Origin of the sequence: Asinibacterium sp. OR53, assembly GCF_000515315.1 — a bacterium.
In the GTDB taxonomy this organism is placed as follows: Bacteria; Bacteroidota; Bacteroidia; order Chitinophagales; family Chitinophagaceae; genus Sediminibacterium.
Genome location: NZ_KI911562.1, coordinates 1673493 through 1696280 on the forward strand (window position 1 = coordinate 1673493; position 22788 = coordinate 1696280).

16 protein-coding genes are annotated in these 22788 nt (G+C 45.9%); 10 read left to right on the top strand and 6 right to left on the bottom strand.

Annotation, left to right across the window (positions count from 1 at the left end; genetic code table 11):
- Window position 1: 1 nt before the first annotated feature.
- The 3 genes from SEDOR53_RS0107545 to SEDOR53_RS0107555 all read right to left on the bottom strand — a co-directional run bounded on the left by SEDOR53_RS0107545 (window position 2) and on the right by SEDOR53_RS0107555 (window position 5889).
- Entirely contained in the window at window positions 2-934 is a 933-nt protein-coding gene (locus tag SEDOR53_RS0107545; RefSeq protein WP_026769174.1) for a hypothetical protein, read from the bottom strand.
- Window positions 935-1003: 69 nt separating this feature from the next.
- A complete protein-coding gene (locus SEDOR53_RS0107550; protein ID WP_026769175.1) occupies window positions 1004-2320 on the bottom strand; it encodes a vanadium-dependent haloperoxidase in 1317 nt (438 codons plus the stop codon).
- A gap of 11 nt (window positions 2321-2331) precedes the next feature.
- Window positions 2332-5889: a VCBS repeat-containing protein gene (locus SEDOR53_RS0107555; RefSeq protein WP_037361798.1), complete on the bottom strand. Its 3558-nt coding sequence runs from the start codon at window positions 5887-5889 to the stop codon at window positions 2332-2334.
- Window positions 5890-6017: 128 nt separating this feature from the next.
- Between SEDOR53_RS0107555 and SEDOR53_RS0107560 the strand changes: the two genes are divergently transcribed.
- The 4 genes from SEDOR53_RS0107560 (at window position 6018) to SEDOR53_RS0107575 (ending at window position 11168) form a co-directional block, all read left to right on the top strand.
- Window positions 6018-8060 carry a glycoside hydrolase family 65 protein gene (locus tag SEDOR53_RS0107560; protein ID WP_026769177.1) on the top strand — a complete coding sequence of 681 codons (2043 nt, stop codon included), beginning with the start codon at window positions 6018-6020 and terminating at the stop codon, window positions 8058-8060.
- 23 nt (window positions 8061-8083) lie between these two features.
- A complete protein-coding gene (locus SEDOR53_RS0107565) occupies window positions 8084-8644 on the top strand; it encodes a hypothetical protein (protein WP_026769178.1) in 561 nt (186 codons plus the stop codon).
- 77 nt (window positions 8645-8721) lie between these two features.
- Window positions 8722-10047, top strand: coding sequence for a vanadium-dependent haloperoxidase (locus tag SEDOR53_RS0107570; protein ID WP_026769179.1), 1326 nt, complete (start codon window positions 8722-8724; stop codon window positions 10045-10047).
- 38 nt (window positions 10048-10085) lie between these two features.
- A complete protein-coding gene (locus tag SEDOR53_RS0107575) occupies window positions 10086-11168 on the top strand; it encodes a transporter (protein WP_026769180.1) in 1083 nt (360 codons plus the stop codon).
- A 9-nt stretch (window positions 11169-11177) separates the two neighbouring features.
- Here SEDOR53_RS0107575 and SEDOR53_RS0107580 read toward each other — a convergent pair whose 3' ends face one another.
- Window positions 11178-12227 (bottom strand): LacI family DNA-binding transcriptional regulator, encoded by a 1050-nt coding sequence (locus SEDOR53_RS0107580; RefSeq protein WP_026769181.1) that lies wholly within the window; start codon window positions 12225-12227, stop codon window positions 11178-11180.
- A 127-nt stretch (window positions 12228-12354) separates the two neighbouring features.
- Between SEDOR53_RS0107580 and SEDOR53_RS0107585 the strand changes: the two genes are divergently transcribed.
- The 4 genes from SEDOR53_RS0107585 (at window position 12355) to SEDOR53_RS0107600 (ending at window position 18996) form a co-directional block, all read left to right on the top strand.
- Window positions 12355-14265 (top strand): DUF4350 domain-containing protein, encoded by a 1911-nt coding sequence (locus tag SEDOR53_RS0107585; RefSeq protein WP_037360783.1) that lies wholly within the window; start codon window positions 12355-12357, stop codon window positions 14263-14265.
- A gap of 177 nt (window positions 14266-14442) precedes the next feature.
- The gene (locus SEDOR53_RS0107590) at window positions 14443-15897 is read left to right on the top strand and encodes a tagaturonate reductase (RefSeq protein ID WP_026769183.1); all 1455 of its coding nucleotides are present in this window, start codon (window positions 14443-14445) and stop codon (window positions 15895-15897) included.
- 19 nt (window positions 15898-15916) lie between these two features.
- Window positions 15917-17338 (top strand): glucuronate isomerase, encoded by a 1422-nt coding sequence (gene uxaC, locus SEDOR53_RS0107595; RefSeq protein ID WP_026769184.1) that lies wholly within the window; start codon window positions 15917-15919, stop codon window positions 17336-17338.
- Window positions 17339-17370: 32 nt separating this feature from the next.
- Entirely contained in the window at window positions 17371-18996 is a 1626-nt protein-coding gene (locus SEDOR53_RS0107600; protein ID WP_026769185.1) for an NADP-dependent glyceraldehyde-3-phosphate dehydrogenase, read from the top strand.
- A gap of 97 nt (window positions 18997-19093) precedes the next feature.
- On the opposite strand, the gene SEDOR53_RS0107605 is transcribed toward SEDOR53_RS0107600, so the two are convergent.
- Window positions 19094-19546, bottom strand: coding sequence for a YhcH/YjgK/YiaL family protein (locus SEDOR53_RS0107605; protein ID WP_026769186.1), 453 nt, complete (start codon window positions 19544-19546; stop codon window positions 19094-19096).
- Between the two features lie 24 nt (window positions 19547-19570).
- Complete coding sequence (locus SEDOR53_RS0107610; protein ID WP_026769187.1) at window positions 19571-20596, bottom strand: sugar kinase; 1026 nt, start codon at window positions 20594-20596, stop codon at window positions 19571-19573.
- 201 nt (window positions 20597-20797) lie between these two features.
- Here SEDOR53_RS0107610 and SEDOR53_RS0107620 point away from each other — a divergent pair, with 201 nt between their 5' ends.
- Both SEDOR53_RS0107620 and SEDOR53_RS0107625 read left to right on the top strand, forming a co-directional pair.
- The gene (locus SEDOR53_RS0107620; RefSeq protein ID WP_026769189.1) at window positions 20798-21460 is read left to right on the top strand and encodes a bifunctional 4-hydroxy-2-oxoglutarate aldolase/2-dehydro-3-deoxy-phosphogluconate aldolase; all 663 of its coding nucleotides are present in this window, start codon (window positions 20798-20800) and stop codon (window positions 21458-21460) included.
- Window positions 21461-21462: 2 nt separating this feature from the next.
- Window positions 21463-22773 carry an MFS transporter gene (locus tag SEDOR53_RS0107625; protein WP_026769190.1) on the top strand — a complete coding sequence of 437 codons (1311 nt, stop codon included), beginning with the start codon at window positions 21463-21465 and terminating at the stop codon, window positions 22771-22773.
- The last annotated feature ends 15 nt before the right edge of the window (window positions 22774-22788 follow it).

A 22788-nucleotide genomic window follows, 5' to 3' on the forward strand; every position in this document is an offset into this window, starting at 1 on the left:
ATCAGAAGAAAATAGGGTAATATAACCTGGTGATCCACCGGGCAGAGTCTGGTTGCATCGACCGGTCTGTTACAAGTGATTGATAGGGTATGGCAGGTGAGGTTTTCCTGTAATCGTGTACGTAATTAGTTAGTTCCTGTTCCCCCTTCATAACCCTGGAAACACCGCCCGTAACCTCTGCCATTAAAATATTGCCCAATACCATTTTTTTCAAACGGAACAGTCCTTCAGAGGGCAGGTCTTTCTGGGTAGGGATCGCCACCATGGTTTCAAAACGGTCCGGACCATCCTGGTAAACATTCAGCATGGGATAATTGCGCTCCGTGCCACCCTTCGTTGCAATATAATTTTTCAAAGCATGAACCATTTCATATACCTCATTGGTGGTAGGATAATGCGGAAAAATTTTTTTCAGGGAGATCAATGAAGAGTCGGTGACCTTCTGCTGAATGATCTTCATCCCATATATATTTTCCTGCTTTTCGAGTATCAGTTTAGTAGTGTCCAGGAGCGCTTGTATGTTGGACTTTATAGCTGAAAACCTGCGGTATTGAGCAATCCTGGCAAAAGGGTTCGAAGAAAAACTGAATGTGGATGTCCACAACAATTGGGTGGAATCTGTTTCGGATGGAAGGATTTGCAGCAGCCCTTGTACAGAATCTGGTTGATGCGTAATAGTGGCTGTAAAACTGTTGAGGAATATATTGGAAACCCGGTAATGATAATTGCCAAAGTTGTAACGGTGCTCGTCTTCTTTTTTGCCAGGCCACCAGGTTGCCCATTTTTCTTTGTCGAGGATCATCCTGGATACCCCGTTTTCAGCACAATTGACGGCGATCTTATAGTTGAATACCTGTGAGCCGGGGATGAAAAAATAAACGGAAGCAATCAGGATAAAAAAAACAGCAGTAATGATCAAAACCCATTTTTTCATGACGAACATTTATGGAAGCTGAAATCGATTATGTGTGTAAAATAGGTTATAATCATGTAACCATCGCTTTTATTTGAAAGTGCTATTGTATAGTTTCCCTATCTGTTGCCCCTGTTTTTTTCCTTCCATGACGGCGCTCCGGAAATGGATACCTCCATATAAACGGCTGATGGCTGCTTCATCGGCCGCTGCCAGGATAGAAGGGAAAGAACGGTCCAATCCCAGGTATTCCAACTCGGTTGTATCGTGAAAGGCAATATTGGTTCCCAGTTGGGATGTCAGCACGGTTGCTACAGCAGTGGTAATCACACTATGTGCACTGGTATATTCGGGGAACGGCGGTGTTTGCAGTAATGCATTCCAGTTGGGATCTATATGCTCCCTGATCGCCGTTATAGGCCTCACCTTACGGCTGCGGAATTTTTCATCCCAGCAGGAAATAAACCCGTCGAAGATAGCTGCCGCCGCCAACGCGTAAATTCTTGCCGTTTTAACATCACTGGTTTTTGTTTGGTTGGTGAGAATAGCAGTAATGCCCATCCAGTGACCACCGGGTGTTGTTTTTTTTGTAGCGAAAGTAAAATGTCCCTCGTGCCCGGTTACAAAGGGGTTGTCATCCCAATAATGAGCGATGGTATCCCGCGAGGAGGTCATATTTTTTTTGACTGTATATACTTCCATGACTTCCTGGTAGAACGGACTGTTCTTTTGCCAATCGTAAGGTGGTGGTGGAACAGGTTTGAATTGCGCGGCAGAATCAAGCAATAATGGTTGGATCAGTTTCCAGTTGGGTTCTGTGGCATCTGCATAATCGGGAGGCGTTTGCTGCCACTTGCCCTGCTCTTTAAAGACACTGTACCTGGGCATGCCGCGGGTTTTCTTATAATTATCATGAGCCGCCCTTGCTATAATCACCCTTGCTATCGTATCGGCAAGTAAAAGCGAATTTTCGTAGGTGCGTGTCGGTATGCCTGCTTGTTGGAAGGCATCAAATAACTTTTTCTCCGTTATCACCAGGCTGTCTTTAGAGAAAGACAACGCTTCTGCCACACGGAAGAACGACCCCACAGCAGCCAGCGTATAATTGTATGCTTCACCTGCTACAGGCAGGGGCATGCGTCCAAACCCTTTCATGGAAGCCGCTATGGAATAGCTTCCCTGCTCTTTGAAGCGGATCGCTTCATAATAGGCCAGGTTGCTGTAAGCATAGACCCTGCTTGCAACAGGTGGAGTAAGTATATCACGAACGATTACTTCTGTAAGCCGGTGTACACATTGATGTTGTATAGCGGTTGTATCTATTGAAAGACCTTCTTTTTTCTGCTTACAGGCAACAAACACAACAATACATAAGCAGGCAGAAAAAACGGGGATACTTTTTTTCATATGGAAGCAACTTAATTGGTAATGACTCTTTTTTGTTTTTTGTTATTGACAATTTCAACCGATTGAATGGATGGATTGAGCATAATAAATCTTCCCGACTGCGACAAAAAGGATGACCCGAATCCAAACTCTTCTTTCCTTCTCCGTCCATTTTTTAGCGCTACCATAGCAAATGCATCGTCGGGTAGTAATGGAACGATCTTATTGTTTTGATGCCGGGATTGAAAGCATTTGAGCCAGGAGGCATTTTGTGCTGCCGCAATGGTTAGTTTGTTATTGGATACCAATTGTATCAGTGCTTTTCCATTACCCGGTATGTAAATACCACTCTCTAACAGCGAAAGAGGAGAAAAATTCCCTTTCCCGTCGCCTTTCAATAAAAGTCCGTTTAATGCATCATATCGCCCAAGTGGAGGCGCCATGGAGAATTCATTGCCATTCAGCAAAATATCCATGTTCCCATCGCCATCGAAATCATTGGTAACCATACCATACAAGGGTGCCCATTGCGCCTGTGGAGGTAACGTATGCAGTACGAACTGGAAATTTCCCTTGTTCTCTATCCAGCAAGACTGGAAACTATTGACCGATAGCTGCAATGCACCTGTAAGCTCCTGTTCGGAGAAAATATTTTTCATCTCGGTACGGGCATAAGATGCATAGTTGGGGAATCGTTCTTTCATCATGCTGATCTCTTTGATGAGCTCATCACGACTGGCTATGGGATATTCCTTTATCGTTTCATCAATACCCGAAGGAAGGTATGTACTGAATAGCGCATCATAGCTTCCATTGTTATCGAAATCCTTGGCATAAGCCCGGATGGGGAACTGTTCCGAAGGTTTCAGGAAACCGTTCGTGCCAAAATTTCCCAGCACATAATCCATGTCTCCATCATTGTCGATATCCGTTGCAGTAATACTGTTCCACCATCCCGTTGTATTTTGAAGCGGAGAAGAAACAATAGAGAATTTGCCTTTATTGTTTTTCAGGATGGTTACTGGCATCCATTCACCAACAACAATAAGGTCCGGCATCCCGTCATTGTCTATATCGGTCCAGAGGGCATCGCTTACCATGCCTATGTTTTGTAATGCGGGCGCCACTTCTTTCGTAACGTCGGTGAATATGATCTTTCCATCCTTGCTGTCGTTCCGGTAGATATAACTGCTAACAGGACTGGGATAACTGCCGGGTAATACCCTTCCTCCAACAAAAAGATCCAGGTCGCCGTCGTTGTCGAAATCTATTGCTTTTACACAACTTTTTGCTGTGAGGTTGATGGGAAATGCGGATGGATATTCTTTGAAATTTCCTTTCCCGTCATTAATGTAAAAATGGTCTGCATACACTTTTGACCCGGGCGGGTTTTCACTGCCGCCACTGGCAATGTACACATCCAGGTCGCCATCTCCATCTGCATCGAACAAACAGATGCCTGCATCATCCTGGTATTTCAGATCAGTTGTATCTGTAAATTTTCGTTGATAGAAAGAACCATCCGGTTTTTGTATGAACAGGGTGGCATAATTAGGCGAGCCACCGCCTATCAACAGGTCTTGCAAACCATCGCCGTTCACATCGCCGGCTGCCAGCGGCGGACCGTATTGCGATAGTTTATGAGGGATCAAACGCTGGATATTGAAGTCGATAAAATCTGCTTCGGAAGAAAGGAAATGTATGCCCGTCTTTGCAGTAATATCGGTAAACCAGCCTGGCGGTGAGCTATAGCCAAAAGGAGCGGCTTGCCGGTCGGCATTTTTACTATTGATGGTCAGTGTTTGATTAACAGGAACACGTTGTTGTACTTGTTTTTTTCCATTCGGCCAGGTCACTACTACTGAATCTATGATCGAAGTGCTGCCAACACCGAAGTGCGCAATGTTTTCAACGCTCGACATATAACCACGGTAGGGGGTGTACTCGTAAAATTGTTGTTTATCCTGGTAGTGCAGCCGGATAGTGGCTCCGAGACCATTCCTGTTCAACGTGTCGCCGCGTAGTTGTATGCGTAGAAAATTATGCTTATTGTCTTTGTGATCATTCAAAGTATTCTCGAGCAATGTGGCCTCCATATTGGTATTGTTAATGACCACATCTATGTCGCCGTCGCCGTCGAAATCTGCATAAGCCATTCCTGCGGAAAAAGTAGGAATATCCCATCCCCACTCTTTGGTTTTATCGGCAAAACTGAGGTTGCCATTGTTATGGAAGATATAGTTGCTGACCTTGACCGATGGCAGTTGTTTCAACATTTCCGAACGGGGTGTGTTGGCCACGGGCGATTTCCGGTATGCAATAAAATCAAGGTCCGACATATCTTTCGGCAATCCATTGGAGATGAGCAGATCTCTGAAGCCGTCATTATCTACATCAATAGCCAGGGGCGCCCAGCTCCAGTCGGTATGGGCAACCCCGGCATAATAAGCGATCTCGCTGAATGCCGGAGGTCCGGCCGAGCCGTCTTCCAGCGGCCTCGGCCCCAGGTTCAATTGCAGCGTGTTGCGCGGATATTGGTGCATGTAACCATACTGTGCAAAGTTTTGAAAGGTCTGGTACGAGATATCGTTCATCATTGTTTTCAACCTGTAATTGCCTGCGGGCGCCATATCCATTTCAATAATATCCGGCAGGCCGTCGTTATTGATATCGGCAACATCATTGCCCATGGCGTTTTTACTGGTGTGTTTAAAATATTCACTGCTTTTGTCGGTGAAGGTTCCGTTTTTATTGTTGATGTATAAATGGTTGTTGGAAAGATAATCGTTGCTTACATAAATGTCTTTCCATCCATCGTTATTGATATCGGTAATATTAACTCCCAGTCCATAACCTTCGATCAGAATGCCCGCCTCTTTTGAAACATCGGTGAATACGGGATGTTTCAAGCTGTCGTTCCATTCGTTACGTAATAATTTATCGGTATTGGGCCAGCTGCCATCTTTCCTGATCGGACGGAATTCATTGGGATAGGTTCCGTCCAGTTCATTCACCAGTAAATACACATCCAGGTCGCCATCGTTGTCATAATCGAAAAAAGCCGCCATTTGCGTACCGGCCGAGTCGGCCAGCCCGTATTCCGCCGCCTCTTCTTTGAAAACAGGAATACCGGTTTTTTTATCAACGCCCTGGTTGATATACAACAGGTTCTTCCTTTCGGATGCCGGAAGCAAAACAGATGCACATACATAGAGGTCCATTAATCCATCGTTATTGATGTCTATCACACTTACCCCTTTGCACCATTTTTGATTGCCGCCTACCCCCGCGGCCTCCGTTACATCCTCAAATTTCATCCCACCTTTATTGAGGTATAGTTTATTGGGAACCCTGTTGCCTGTAAAATAAATATCCGGCAAACCATCGTTGTTGAAATCACCTACGCCTACACCTCCTCCGTTATAGATATATTCATAGTTCATTACATTCAACGTGTCGTTTTCCACGATGAGGTTGTTGAAATGGATACCGCTTTTTTCGGGGTCTATTTCCCGGAACAGGGATTGCTTTTGTTTACACGAGAGGACAAAAAAAGATAAAGCAACATAGAGGAGTATATGTTTCATCATGCGTTTCATTAGACGGTGCAGGGCGCAAACACGTTGCAGTTAAGCTGGTTTACTTGCAGAAGATAGGTATAAATCCTATAAAATTGCTATCTTTTGAAGAAATTTTAGCGTACACTAACTGGATGAATATGAAACGTCGTATAATATTATTGACACTCTTATCGCTTGGCTGTTTAACAGGGCGGGTAGCAGGCCAAACGGCAGATGCATGGAAAATTACAGCCGATAAAATAGATCCGGCTTCCTACTATGGTGTAACGGTGGCTAATGGTATGATCGGTATTGTTTCTTCAGCCGAACCTTTTAAAGTAAAAGATGTGGTGCTGGCCGGCGCTTATGATCTGTATGGACGGGGAAGGGTCAGCAATTTCCTGAGAAGTTTTAACCTGTTGAATATGCAAATGGATATCGATGGCCATCGCATCGGTGCAGCAGACGCACAGCATATGCGGCAAGAACTCGATATGCGGCATGCGGGCTTTACTACTGTTTTCAGCTACCAGGATAAAGCCGATATCTCTTATACTTATTATTCCCTTCGCCATTTGCCGTTTACAGTATTAATGGATGTATCGATTACGGCAAAGAAAGACATCAGCATCACCAGTGCCAGTGTCATGGAAGCGCCCGATGCATTGAAAGAAGTACAAAATTATTATAATGAAATAGACAGACCGCATGTGGTCATTGGGTTATTGACCTCTTCTGCTAAGAGCCCTACCGGCAAATTGCTCATGTGTGCATCCAATACTTTTCTTTTTAGTGAAACACATGGACAGGAACCCAGAGTAATACATGAAATGTGGGATAACAATATGCACCTGATCAAATTCAGCAAGCAGATCAAAGCAGGAGAGACTTATCACTTTTCTATTGCGGGCACTTCCATTACATCGGCTCATCACGACGATCCGCTGAACGAGGCCGAGCGTATGACCATCTTTGCCAAGCTGGAAGGAAGGGAAAGGTTGATAGGTTTTCACAACAAGGCATGGGATGCTTTATGGCAAAGCGATATAGAAGTAGAAGGAGATGCGCAGGCGCAGCAGGACATTCACAGCATGCTCTATCATCTCTATTCTTTTGTGAGAGAAGGAACCGACCTGAGTCCATCGCCTATGGGGCTGTCGGGATTGGGTTACAACGGGCATGTTTTCTGGGACACAGAATTGTGGATGTATCCTTCCATACTGGTATTGCATCCTGAAATGGCGAGGAGCCTGGTAGAATATCGTTACAGGAGGCTGGAAGCCGCGCGGCGCAACGCTTTCAATCATGGATACAAAGGGGCGATGTTCCCCTGGGAAAGTGCGGCAAGTGGTGTGGAAGAAACGCCGGTATGGGCATTGAGCGGACCTTTTGAACACCATATCACTGCCTGTGTAGGCATTGCGGCATGGAATTATTATTGTGTTACACAAGACAAGGAATGGCTGAAAGAAAAAGGATGGCCCGTACTGAAAGAAACGGCAGATTTCTGGGCGAGCCGCGTAGAAAGAAATGGCCCTGGCAAATACGAAATCAAAAATGTGGTGGCGGCAGACGAGTGGGCAGAGAATGTAGACAACAATGCATGGACCAATGCGGCTGCGAAAGCCAACCTGCAATATGCCACAGAGGCCGCGAAAATATTAGGTGTTCAAGCCAACAGTGATTGGAAACAGGTAGCCGATAATATCCCCATTCTTAAAATGGACAATGGGGTAACAAAAGAACATGCCGCTTATCATGGCGAAGGGATCAAGCAGGCCGATGTGAACCTGTTGGCATATCCGCTGAAGGAGGTAACAGATGTGCGGCAAATCCGGAAAGACCTGAAATATTATGAAACAAGGGTACCGGAGCAGGGTACGCCCGCCATGACACAAGCCATATTTACTTTATTGTATGCCCGGTTAGGAGACGGGGAAAAAGCCTATCATTTTTTCAAAGATGCTTATCTGCCCAACCTGAATCCGCCTTTTCGTGTACTGGCTGAAACCAGGGGCGGTACCAACCCTTATTTCGCAACAGGAGCTGGTGGCATCATTCAAAGCATATTGATGGGTTTCGGCGGACTGGATATCACTCCATCCGGTATCCGGCAAGTATCTTCCAGCTTGCCGAAAAGCTGGAAAAGTCTTACGATCAAAGGGGTAGGGCCGGAAAAGAAAATCTTTACGGTGAAATAGAATTTGTGTTATATTTACACATAGTGAAGAAGATTGCTGCCATACTGCTACTGGCTATGCTGGTGTTCAATTGGGGAGGCCACCGATTGCTTACCGATTACCTGGAAACAAGGGCGGATGCACAATTGCGATCTCAGCTGGACAAGAGCGATTACAGCGAACAAGACCTGATCTACCTTAAAATAGTCGCTCCATTACCTTATGGCACCAATTCAGAAACCTTTGAAAGGGTAGATGGAAACATCGTCATCAATGGTGTGAATTACAGCTATGTTAAACGGCGTTTTTACAAAGATTCACTTGAACTGGCTTGTATTCCCAATACCATTAAAACAGGTATCCAGAATGCCAGGGATGAATTTTTCAAGTTGGCTTATGACCTCACGCATGCGCCTCAGGGAGCAAAAAAACAGGGTGCCAATTCTCTCGCATTTAAGTTTCTTACAACAGAATATTTCAACCAGGACAATGAATGGCATCTTTGCCCATTCAATCCTGCATCTGAATGTACATTTACAGATCGTGCTGTTGGTACGATACAGTGTTTTTTACCGGTAGCAGAACAGCCGCCGGACATTGCTTGATTTTATAGACGATGTTATTAAGCAATGTAACATCTCCTCTGGCAGGGAGATGTTACCTATTTTAATTCTATGTTATTATGAAACAAATCATCGGTATTGCGGTTGCCGCATTTTTTTTTGTGTCTTGTAATCAGCAAAAGGATTATCAAACCATCATACATAACCCCGGCTTGTATTCCAGAACTGTATATGAATTGAATACAGTGGTAATGGGGAATAATTTTAACCCTGTTGTAGCTTCACGTAATTATGCATATGCGGCTATCGCTGGTTATGAAGTCATAGCTGCGGGCGCCCCCAATCAATATCAGTCACTGGCCGGACAACTAAAAGGATTGAAATCCGTTCCCGGGCCGGAGGCCGGTAAAGAGATTGATTTCCCTTATGCAGCTTTGCTGGCGTATTGTAAAGTTGGAGAAGCCGTTACTTTCCCGGAGGGCAGTATGCAATTGTATGTAGACAGTCTGAAAAAAATGGCGAAGGATCATGGTATGCCAAAGGCAATGCTTGCAAACTCCGAAGCGTATGCACAAGCAGTAGGCAATGCTATTTTAGCATGGAGTAAGGGAGATAATTATGCCCAGACAAGAAGTGGAGAAAAATACACCGTCATCGATAGCCCGGGACGTTGGGTGCCTACACCACCCATGTATGCCCAGGCAGCAGAGCCTCACTGGATGGAAATACGTACCATGGTACTCGACAGTGCCAGCCAGTTCCGGCCGGTGCATCCGCCTAAGTTTGATATCAAAGACAAGAACAGTGAGTATTACCGCAATGTAATGATGATCAAACAGGCAGTAGACAGCCTGAATGATGAACAAAAACATATCGCTGCTTTCTGGGATGACAATCCATTTAAAATGAATGTCTCCGGCCATGTGATGTTCAGCACCAAGAAGTTTTCACCGCCGGGACACTGGATGAGCATTACAGGTATTGCTGCTCAAACAGCTAAAGCAGATTTTGCCACGGCTGTTTGTGCTTTTGCAAAAACCAGCATTGCTTTGTTCGATGCATTCATACACTGTTGGGATGCTAAATACTTATACAACACCGTAAGGCCCGAAACGGTGATCAATAAATATTTCGATCCCAATTGGCGCCCCTATTTACAAACACCTGCTTTCCCGGAATATACTTGCGGGCATTCCACTATTTCTTCAGCTGCGGCAGAAGCGTTGACCAGCGTGTTCGGTGATCATCTCGCCTATACCGATTCTACCGAACTGGAATTCGGTATTGCCAACCGCTCGTACAAATCTTTCCGTGATGCAGCAGAAGAAAATAACTGGGCCCGCTTTTACGGAGGTCTTCATTATCACAACTCCTGCATCGTAAGTACGAAATACGGCAAGATGGTGGGTGACCTCATCGTTGATCGGCTGAAGATGAAAAAATAAGTCGGCCTTATTATTATTTACAAACTAAACTACTTATTGTGAAACCTATACTCATATTCACTATTAGCGTACTGCTTATTTCCGTGCAAGCCTCTTCACAAGGCTGCGTAGCCATCCGCAGCATCGGCGGCATGTGCATGATGGAACATACCGGCGCAGATACTACAGAAAGCAAATGGATGTTCAATGCCAACAACCGGTATTTCAAATCTTTCCGCCATTTTGTGGGTACACAGGAACAGCCGCAGCGCATAGCAAATGGCACGGAAGTGATCAATCATTCCTACGCACTGGACCTTACACTTACCCGCATACTCGATAAAAGATGGTCGCTGGCATTCAATATGCCCATATTGTACAATGAACGCTCTTCTTTGTATGAACATGGCGGTAAAGAAAGACATACCACCAAATCTTTCGGTATGGGCGACGTGCGATTCACTGCATACGCCTGGATACTGGATCCTGCCAGTCACCACCGCTTCAACGCGCAGGCAGGGTTGGGCATCAAACTGCCTACCGGCGATTACAAATACCAGGATAAATTTTACACTGCAACGCCTGGTGTTACGGTGTACGGTCCTGTTGACCAGTCCATACAATTGGGCGATGGCGGCACAGGCTTTACTACAGAGCTGAATGCTTATTACAACTTATCACATCGTGTGAACCTCTATGGTAATTTTTATTATCTCATCAACCCTAGAGAACAAAATGGCGTATCTACAGCAAGGGGTGGAACACCTAGCCCAACTGCAGTTGCTTATGGAAGCGATGTGATGAGTGTACCGGATCAATACATGTACAGGTTAGGAGCAAATTTTCAGGTTAATAGGTTCACATTATCAGGAGGTATTCGCAAAGAATGCGTTCCTGCAAAAGACCTGGTTGGTGGCAGCAATGGATTCAGGAGGCCGGGATATGTAGTTTCGGTAGAGCCGGGCGTTACGTATGCGTTCAAAAAGATGAGCCTGTATGCGTATGTGCCGGTGGCTGTTAAGCGCGACCGCACACAGAGCGTGCCGGACATGATCAAAACAGATATAACAGGCACGTATGCACAAGGCGATGCGGCATTTGCAGATTATAGTGTTAGCATAGGTATGAACATCCGCTTTTAAAAAGAGCTGTTACAATTTTTTGGCCTTTTTTATGCGTTGAGATGATTCGCCGATGAGCAAACTGGGAGATAGCACTTGTGTGTTGAAAGTTTTTACAGGACGCTTGCTTTCGATCAACTCCAGTAAAAGGCTGGTAGCCAGCTTGCCTATTTCAAAGGCAGGTTGGCGTACCACCGATAAAGAGGGCGAAAGCAATTCGCTCAGGTCTATATTGGAGAAACCGATGAGCCCGATGTCTTCGGGCATGCGGATATTATGTGCTTTTAAATAACGAAGGCAATTGGTGGTCAGTGTATCGGAGCCGCCAAAAATAGCATCAGGTTTTTTTTGTTGGCTAAAAAGCTGATCCAGCGCTTGTTCCACTTCTTCGTAATCCAGTCCGCCGTGCCGACAATATTGTACGAGATCCGGATCGAAGGAGCGCCCGTTTTTGTTCAGCGCATTTTTATAACCCGCCAACCTTTCCCTGGTAATGGAGAGGTATTCTGCATTCATCAGTGCAGCTACCTGTTGATACCCGTGCTGTAAAAGGTAATGCGTGGCATCGAAAGCGCCGCGTGCATTGTCGATGGTTACTTTGTGTGTATCAATATTTTCTACGACCCTGTCGAAAAAAACGATCGGTAAGCCTTTATCATGCAACCCTTGCAAGTGCTGCAGGTCCTGCGTTTCAGCCGAAACGGAAATCAGTAACCCGTCAACCGAACGGGAAGCCAGGTACTGCACATTGCTCAGCTCGCGGTGGTAAGATTCGTGACTTTGGGTGATGACCACATTATAACCACGATCATACGCAATGGATTCTATCCCATTGATCACCTGCGAAAAAAAGTTGTTGGCTATTTCAGATACTACGATGCCGATGGAATGGCTGCGTTTTTCTTTCAGGCTAAGCGCGATGGGATTGGGCCTGTAATTGATCTTTTGCGCATATTCCAATACCTGTTTTTTGGTTTCGGGGCTGATCTCATAACTGTCGCGGAGCGCCCTCGAAACGGTGGAGGTGGACAGGCCGAGCGCTTTTGCAATATCTTTTATGGTAACTGCTTCAAATTTCATAGAGCAGCTTAAAATTAAACTATTTACAGGGTAAGCGAGCAGGAATCGATACCGGGAACGTTTGCGTAAAAATAGTAGTAAACAGATGAGTTTCTGTGCTGATAACTGAGTAGACTTGTCGCTAATTATGAAATATCGTCTCCACCTTTTTACGCTTCTGCTCATGATCAGCAGCCTTTCGGCAGGCGCACAGCGCTGGTCTGAACGCATGGCTGAAACTGTTATGCATCTCTGGCCCGACAGCATGGCCATGAAACCCGGCCACCCGGTAGGATGGTCTTACGACCAGGGTGTTGTATTGAATGGAATGGAACAGGTGTGGTTGCGTACGGGCAAAGGAAAATATTTCAATTACATACAAAAGAGTATGGACCTGTTTGTACAGAAAGATGGCAAAATACTTACTTACAAACAGGCCGATTACAATATAGACAACGTTAAGCCGGGATGCAGCCTCTTGTTATTGTATGAAGTGCTGGAAGAGGAGAAGTATAAAAAAGGAGCGCAGCTACTGCGTGAACAACTGGCAGGGCAACCGCGTACTAAAGAAGGCGGCTTTTGGCACAAGAAAAGATATCCCAACCAGATGTGGCTGGATGGCCTGTATATGGGAGAACCATTTTACGCGCAATATGCGCAGCGTTTCAATGAACCTTCTGCTTTCGATGATATTGCCAACCAGTTCGTATGGATGGAAAAGCACGCCAGGGATGCCAGAACAGGCTTGCTGTACCACGGATGGGATGAAAACAAAACAGAAAAATGGTCCAACCCTGCGAACGGACAATCATCACAATTCTGGGGAAGGGCCATGGGCTGGTATGGTATGGCGCTGGTAGATGTGCTGGATTATTTCCCGGCAGATCATCCGCGAAGAAAAGAATTACTCAGCATCCTGCAACGATACATCACAGCCGTTAAACAGGTACAGGATAAAACCAGCGGTATATGGTGGCAGGTACTGAACAAGCCCAATGAAAAAGGCAATTACCCCGAAGCTTCCGCTTCCTGCATGTTCGTATATACCCTTGCGAAAGCCTTGCGGATGGCTTATACAACAGATGCAACTACCATGACCGCTGCGAAGAAAGGATTCGATGGTATTATCAAAAACTTTATCACTGTTGAGAACGGACAGGTTAACCTGAACAAAGTGTGCCAGGTAGCCGGTCTCGGCGGTACGCCATACCGTGATGGCAGTTATGCTTATTATATCGGCGAGCCGGTGGTAACCAACGACCCCAAAGGTGTTGGAGCATTTATTCTTGCAGCCGCGGAAATGGAAAACCTGGCCGACCAGCAATCCGGCGTGGGCAAGGGCAAGACCGTGCTGCTCGATTATTATTTCAATAATGAAAGAAAGAAGAACAAAGAAGGTAATACGGTTCGGTTCCATTATATATGGGAAGATTGGGCGAATAGCGGCTTCTCTTTATGGGGCCATGTATTCAGGAATACAGGCGCTAAAACTGCATCGCTCGAAACAGCGCCTACGGCAGATAACCTGAAAAAAGCATCTGTATATATTATTGTGGATCCCGACATTCCTACAGAAAATCCTCATCCCAATTACATAGAACAGGCAGACATTACGGCTATCACCAATTGGGTAAAAGCCGGTGGCACACTGATCCTGATGGGCAACGACAGCATCAACGCAGAATTCAAACACCTCAATCAACTGGCTGCGCATTTTGGAATACAATTCAATGAAGACTGTGAGAATAAAGTAATAGGCAAGCAATTTGAAATGGGTATGATCAGGGTGAATGCAGGCAACCCCGTATTTAAAAGAGCCAGGCAGGTATACATCAAAGAATTATCTACCCTCAATGTGCAAGCGCCTGCACAGGTGGTGCTCACCCATAAAGGAAAGAATATTGTAGCTGTTTCGAAATTGGGCAAGGGCAAGGTCTTTGCTGTAGGCGATCCCTGGGTGTACAATGAATATACCGATGGAAGAAGATTGCCTGCGGATTATCAAAATTTTGAAGTGGCGCAGGATATCGCTGAATGGGCTTTGAAAGGAGAAAAATAAAAATCCAAACAAAAACGTCATCCCGAGCGAGCGAAGCGAGTCGAAGGAGCTGCTCGAAGGTTCAGGCAGCTCCCTCGGCTGCGCTCGGGATGACGTTCTTCGACTCGCTTCGCTCGCTCAGGATGACGAGCTAGGGATGACGGTCGAAAAGCAAAGCAGACATAAAATAAAGATTAAATGCAATTATCAAGATCCTTTTTAGAGGAAAAGGGAAAAGCACTCCCCGAGAAAGTATTACAATTTGGAACAGGTGTTTTACTGCGCGGATTGCCGGATTATTTTATCAACAAAGCGAATAACCAGCAACTGTTCAACGGCAGCATCGTAGTGGTAAAATCAACCAGCAATGGCGGAACAGATGCATTCAAACAACAGGAAGGTGTTTTCACGCAGATAGAACGAGGCTATGAAAATGGACAAGCGGTAGAAAGAACAGTAGTGAATACTGCCATCAGCCGCGTACTTTCTGCGCGGGAAGAATGGGAAGAAATATTGGCCTGCGCTTCGAACGAAGCCATGCAGGTGATCATTTCCAACACAACGGAAGTAGGCATTACCCTGATGCCTGAAGATGCACACGCAGAACGGCCGGTTTCTTTTCCGGGCAGACTGTTGCATTTTCTGCTGAAAAGATTTGAAACATTCAATGGCAGTAAAGAGGCCGGTATGGTGATCATTCCCACCGAACTGATCGTTGACAATGCCCATAAACTGAAAGCTATTTTATTGCAACTGGCTGAGATGAAAGGATGCAGCCGTGACTTTTGTAACTGGTTGCAGGAAGCCAACGATTTTTGCAATTCACTGGTAGACCGTATTGTGCCGGGCAAACTGGGTGCAACCGAAACAGCCGCATTGGAAAAGCAATTGGGGTATCGGGATGATCTGATGATCATGTCAGAATGTTATCGCTTGTGGGCCATCGAAACCAGTTCAGAACGTACTAAAAAAATATTATCATTCAGTGCAGCAGATGCAGGTGTAATACTGGCGCCCGATATTAATAAGTTCAGGGAACTGAAACTGCGGTTGTTGAATGGTACCCATACTTTTTCTTGCGGACTTGCCTGCCTGGCAGGATTCGCCACGGTGAAAGAAGCGATGCAGGATGAAACATTTGCAGCTTTTGTTGCCGGCCTGATGATGGATGAGATTGTACCCCTGGTAGCAGGAGGGAATATCAGTACGGAAGAAGCCCGGACCTTTGCCTCACAGGTGATCGACCGTTTCAGGAATACGTATATTGAACACTTGTGGATCAATATCACGGTACAATACACTTCTAAAATGGTGATGCGCAATATACCTTTGCTGGAGAAATATTTTGCGACAAACGGATCGGCGCCAACCCTCATGTCGCTTGGCTTTGCGGCTTACCTGCTGTTCCTGAAACCAGGTGCACCTTACAAAGTGGAAGACGATAAAGCGGGATTGATTGTTGCCTACTGGAACCGGCAGGATGAGCCGGGCTGGCTCGAAGCCCTGTTGTCTGATAAGTCAATATGGGGTAATGATTTGACAATCTATCCGGGTTTTGCAGAAACTATACATATGTATCTTGCAATGTTAACCGGCAGTGATGCAAGCGATATACTCCGGTCGGTTATGGATAAAAGATCAGAGAGTGTATAAATTTTTATAAAATCCCAGCATGAGAACATTTTTGGATGAAAATTTTTTGCTGTCAAACAAGACAGCGCAGCAACTGTATCACGAGTATGCCAAGCCCATGCCCGTGATCGATTATCATTGCCACCTGCCTCAACAGCAGATTGCAGAAGACCTTCAGTTTAAAAACCTTACACAAGTGTGGTTGTACGGCGATCACTACAAGTGGAGGGCCATGCGTACGAATGGAGTGGACGAAAGTTATTGCACGGGCAATAAAAGCGATAAAGAAAAATTCGAGCAGTGGGCAGCCACGGTTCCTTATACTTTACGTAACCCGCTGTATCACTGGACACACCTTGAATTACAGCGCTATTTTGGTGTGCATGATATCCTGAATCCGCAGACGGCCGGCAAAATTTATGATACCTGCACGGCATTGCTGCAAACGAAAGAATACTCAGTGCGTAACCTGTTGCGCAGGATGAATGTGAAAATGGTTTGCACCACCGATGATCCCGTAGATTCATTGGAGTATCACATACGATTAAAGGAAGAAGGCTTTGAAATACCCATCCTGCCTGCATTCCGGCCCGATCATGCCATGAACGTATCTAAGCCGGAACTGTTTAATCAATACCTGAAAAAGCTGGAGGCGGTGAGCAATATCTCCATCTCTTCTTTCGATGATTTCCTTTATGCATTGCAGAGCCGGCATGATTTCTTTGCATCGGCGGGATGCAGTGTTTCTGATCATGGATTGGAAGAACTCTATGCAGAAGACTTCACCGGATCGGAGATTGACAGTATTTTCAACAAAATACATGGAGGTAAACAACTGAGTGAAACAGAACAGCGCAAGTTCAAATCGGCCATGCTGGTGCATTTTGCCGAATGGGATTGGGAAAAAGGATGGGTGCAGCAGTTTCACATAGGCGCCATGCGTAACAATAATTCGCGCATGCTGCAGCAACTCGGGCCCGATACAGGTTGGGATTCGATTGGTGATTTTTCACAGGGAAGGGCTTTGTCGTCGTTCCTCAACAAACTGGACAGCGACAACAAACTGGCCAAGACGATCATATACAACCTCAACCCCGCTGATAACGAACTTATGGCTACCATGCTCGGTAATTTCAACGACGGATCGGTTGCAGGCAAAATACAGTTCGGATCGGGATGGTGGTTCCTCGACCAGAAAGACGGCATGATCAAACAAATGAATGCACTCTCTAACATGGGACTCATCAGCAAGTTTGTGGGCATGCTCACCGATTCGAGAAGCTTCCTGTCGTACCCTCGCCATGAGTATTTCAGAAGGCTGCTCTGCAACCTGTTTGGAGAAGAAATTGAAAATGGCGAACTTCCCGCCGATATTGAATGGGTGGGAACCATCATACAGGATATTTGCTACCGCAATGCAAGGAATTATTTCGGATGGCAATCGATGACACCTGAGCAATAGCGTATTTATTTTATCTAACAACCCTGAATGCAATGAGTTTTAGCGAGCAACTGAAAAACATTTTTGTAACCGAAGAAGAAATCCCTGCCGAATACAGGCTGGCGGAAGAAATTAACCAACGACTCTACCTGTCTAACGGTGAAATGAAGCAATGGAGCGGAGACGTGCATGAAGTATATTCTCCCATCTGCGTGAAAACCCCCAATGGACTGCAAAGAAAACTGATCGGCACTTATCCTGTCTGTACAGAGAAGGAAGCGTATGAAGCGCTGGATGCAGCAGTAGCTGCTTATGACAACGGCCGGGGACAATGGCCTACCATGAGTGTGGCCGACCGCATACAATGTGTAGAGAAATTCATCAGTAAAATGATGGAACAGAAATCCATTGTAGTGAAACTGATCATGTGGGAGATCGGTAAATCTTATGCCGACTCGGTAAAAGAATTCGACCGTACGGTTGAATACATTTATGCCACCATTGATGCATTGAAAGATGTTGACCGCGATTCATCGCGCTTTACCATTGAGCAGGGTATCGTGGCGCAGATACGCCGTTCACCGCTGGGCGTGGTGCTTTGTATGGGACCGTTCAACTATCCGCTGAACGAAACCTTCACTACACTGATCCCCGCTATCATCATGGGTAATACACTGTTGTTCAAACCTCCCAAACATGGTACTTTATTGCATTACCCTTTATTGAATGCTTTTAAAGAATGCTTTCCCAAAGGCGTGGTAAATACCATTTACGGCAGGGGTAATACCATTATACCCGGATTGATGAAATCAGGTAAAATCAATGTACTCACTCTGATCGGTTCCAGCAGGGTAGCAAACGAATTGAAAAAACTGCATCCCAAAGTAAACCGCCTGCGCGCCATCCTGGGGCTCGATGCCAAGAACGCTGCCATCATCACTAAAGATGCCGATCTGAAATTGGCTGTACAGGAAACTGTATTAGGTAGTCTTTCTTTCAACGGGCAGCGTTGTACTGCGTTAAAAATTGTCTTCGTGCATAAGCGTGTTGCAGATGCTTTTGTAAAAGAATTGTCTGCTGCAGTGAACAAATTGAAATTCGGTATGCCCTGGGAAGCGGGTGTAGCATTGACTCCGCTGCCTGAACCGCAGAAACCAGCTTACCTTCAGGAATGTATCCGCAATGCTGAACAACACGGTGCCAAAGTAATGAATGAAAACGGTGGTGCTGCGATGGAGTCTTTTGTATACCCGGCTGTATTATATCCGGTGAGTAAAGAGATGAAACTGTATCGCGAAGAGCAGTTCGGTCCGCTTATTCCCGTGGTGCCTTTCGACAGCCTTGATGAACCCATCGAATACCTAATCGAGTCTACACATGGTCAACAGGTGAGTCTCTTCAGCAATGAAAGTAAAGAGCTTGCCTCGCTGATAGACCCCCTGGTGAACCAGGTAAGCCGCGTGAATATTAATTGCCAGTGCCAGCGTGGTCCGGATAGCTTTCCTTTCACCGGAAGAAAAGACAGCGCCGAAGGAACTTTATCTGTATTTGATGCGTTGCGTGCATTCTCCATCCGTTCATTGGTAGCTGCGAAGCTGACAGAAAGCAACAAGCACCTGGTGAATGAGATCGTAGAAATACACGAATCGAACTTCCTCAGTACCAAGTATATTTTCTAAAACAACACGTCATCCCGAGCGTAGCCGAGGGATCTGCCCGAATGTTCAGCAGGTCCTTCGACTCGCTGCGCTCGCTCAGGATGACGTAATTAACAAATTATAGCTTCACTTTAATCACCAGCTTCTTGATCATGCCATCCCCAATCATGGGTGCATGCACGTCTTCGGGGTAAAAGATGGCGAACTGGCCACCGGTTAACTCGAAATAGGTATCCGGCGCATCATTATAAAATACAACGTCTTTTTCTTCGTTATACTCACCGCGTTGGTCCACACAGGAATCCCTGGGTTTCCAGCCGATCGTTTCACGGCCATTGATGCATACTTGTATATCGATGTGTTTATTGTGACATTCGAATTTGGCAGTAGACTCGGCTGCTGTTACACCCGGTTTATCGGAAACGATGGCTTTCAGGTGTTGGCCATCGATCTCGAATTTGCCGGTTTCCAGCGACGCGAGATTCTGTTTAGAAATGTACTCAAAAGCTTTGGCGAAAAGCGGATGCATGGATGCGTATTTTCCTGCACTGGCTAAACTGTCTATGATCATGTTGCTTCGTTTTGCGGGTAGAGATTATCGTTGAACCCTTCCGGAGCCATCGCCTTTCATGAGGTCTTTCACTTCGTTCAGGGTGGCATGGTTGAGATCGCCGGGAATGGTGTGTTTCAGCGCAGATGCTGCAACACCGAATTCGGCCGCTTCCTTCATAGGCATACCGCTGACGAGCCCGTAGATGAATCCGCTCGCAAAAGAATCGCCACTGCCCACGCGGTCAACGATGCGTACTTCGTATTGCCTGGTATGATAGAAGCTTGATCCATCGTAAACGAGTGCACTCCATCCGTTATCGGAAGCACTGTGGCTTTCCCGAAGGGTGGAAGCAATATATTTGAAACCGAATTTTGCTTTCATCTGCTGGAACACATCTTTATAACCATCGAGGTTCAATTCCCCCTTGGTAACATCGGTGCCCTTGCTCACGAAGCCCAGCGTGGTTTCGGCGTCTTCTTCATTACCAATGCATACATCTACATACTGACAAAGCCTGGTCATCACTTCACGGGCTTTTTCTTTGCTCCATAATTTTTTACGATAGTTGAGGTCGATGCTGGTCGTAATGCCTTTGGCTTTGGCCGCTTTCAAAGCAGCTTCGGTAAGCGCAGCAGCTTTATCGCTCAATGCAGGTGTGATACCAGTGGTATGGAACCAGTCGGCACCTTCAAATATCTTATCAAAATCAAATTCGCTGATCTCAACATCTGAAATAGAAGCGCCGGCACGGTCATACACCACCTGTGAAGCACGCATAGAAGCACCTGTTTCCAGGAAATAGATACCCAGACGTTTACCGCCACGGGCAATGAATTGCGTATCTACACCATAACGACGGATATGATTGATAGCGGCCTGTCCCAATGGGTTATCAGGTACTTTGGTAACAAATGTGCCATTGAGTCCATAATTGCAAATGGCAACGGCCACATTGGCTTCGCCACCTCCATAAGTTACATCCAAACTATCGGCCTGTACAAAACGCTCAAAGCCAGGGGTGGACAAGCGGAGCATGATTTCTCCGAGGGTAACAACTTTTTTCGGCATGTTGGTAAATTGATAATAAGTGAAGAAAGGTTTAGCAATCTGTTATGAGTTTACGAAACAGTGTTCAAATTTCTTTATTTATTTTGGGAAGCAGAAAGAAAGGATGGGCGTTTTAGTGCAAAAATTTCGCAAACGTTTGCGGAGAAAAATGACTGCAAATCCCTGTATTTCCAATAAACTTGTCGTCCCAATAAAAGCCATATGAAGAAAAAGGATCGCCTTTTGCAATTGATCCCTGAACAGGGTGTGTTACCATTATTTTTCAACAAAGATGTTGAAGTCAGTCTCCAGGTTTTAAAAGCTTTATACGAAGCCGGTATCCGGACAGTAGAATATACCAATCGCGGTGAAGCAGCGCTGAAAAATTTCATCGCTATGCGCCAGCTCTATGATGCGGAATTACCAGGTATGTATTTAGGCATAGGCACTATTAAGAACGGAGAGATGGCACGCAAATTCATCGATGCGGGTGCCGACTACCTGATTTGTCCGGGTCTTGTTCCTTCGGTAGCCGAAGTAGCCGATCAGCACGAAATGCTTTGGGTGCCCGGTTGTATGACACCTACAGAGATCATCAGCGCGGAAACACTGGGTGCGCGTATGATCAAATTATTCCCCGGAAATATTTTAGGTCCCGGGTTCTTATCTGCTATCAAAGAATTATTTCCCGATCTGTTATTCATGCCAACAGGTGGCGTGGAGCTCGACAAAGAAAATATTGCCGGATGGTTTAAAGCAGGCGTATGTGCAGTAGGCATGGGCAGCAAACTCATCACCAAAGCATTGCTGGAAGCGAAAGATTATGCACAGATCGTTGCAGCCACCAAACAGGTATTACACACTATTCAATCCATTAAAGCCTGATCATGTCATCAACCAACCCCATAGGAAAATACAGATGGACGATCTGTACACTCATCTTCGCTGCAACCACCATCAACTACCTCGACAGGCAGGTGATCAGTCTGTTGAAGTCGACCCTCTCTACCGAACTGCATTGGGATGATGGAGATTATGCCAATATTGAAATAGCTTTCAAATTGTTTTACGCGTTCGGCTTGCTGGGAGCGGGCCGGCTGGTAGATAAACTGGGCACTAAAATCGGTTATGCGCTGGCCACCGGCTTATGGAGCGTTGCCGCTGTATGCCATGCTTTTGCCACCAACGTGTTCAGCTTTGCAGTGGTTCGTTCGGCCCTGGGCCTTACGGAAGCGGGTAATTTCCCTGCTGCTATCAAAGGTGTGGCGGAATGGTTCCCCAAAAAAGAAAGGGCGTTGGCCACCGGCATCTTTAATTCGGGCACTAATTTCGGAGCCATCGTGGCGCCGTTGACCGTTCCTTTTATTGCCGCGCAGTGGGGTTGGAAATGGGCTTTCATTCTTACAGGCGTACTCGGATTTATATGGCTGATCTTCTGGTTCATTTTATATGAAGTGCCTAAGAAACATAAAAAATTATTACAGGCAGAGTACGACTATATCCACAGCGACGCAGATGAACAACCTGTAACAGAAGAAGAAACAAGCCCCAAGCTTTCCTGGGGAAAGCTGCTGGGTTACCGGCAAACCTGGGCATTCGCTTTGGGTAAACTGCTCACCGATCCCATCTGGTGGTTCTATTTATTCTGGCTGCCCGATTTCCTGCAAAGCCAGTATCATTTGAGCAACACAGCCATTGCATTGCCGGTAGCTGTAGTATATACCATATCTACTATCGGCAGTGTGGGCGGCGGTTGGATACCCCTCTGGCTCATCAGAAAAAACTGGCCGGTGTACCGCGCCCGCAAAACATCGATGTTCTTTTTTGCATTGTGTGTAATACCCATCATATCGGCCCAGTTGCTGGGAGGCATCAATATGTGGTATGCCGTACTGGTGATCGGTTTGGCGGCTGCAGCACACCAGGCATGGAGTGCCAACATCTTCACAACGGTAAGTGATATGTTCCCTAAGAGAGCAACGGGTTCCGTTACCGGAATCGGCGGCATGTTCGGCGCATTGGGAGGCATTGCCTTATCATGGCTGGTACAAAAAAATATGTTCGTGCATTACCGCGCCATTGGCAAAATTGAAGTGGCATACTATATCATGTTTGCCGTATGCGGATCGGCTTATGTGCTGGCATGGCTGGTGATGCATTTCTTGATTGGTAAACAAAACAAACCCATCCAGGCTTAACCTTATATTCAATAC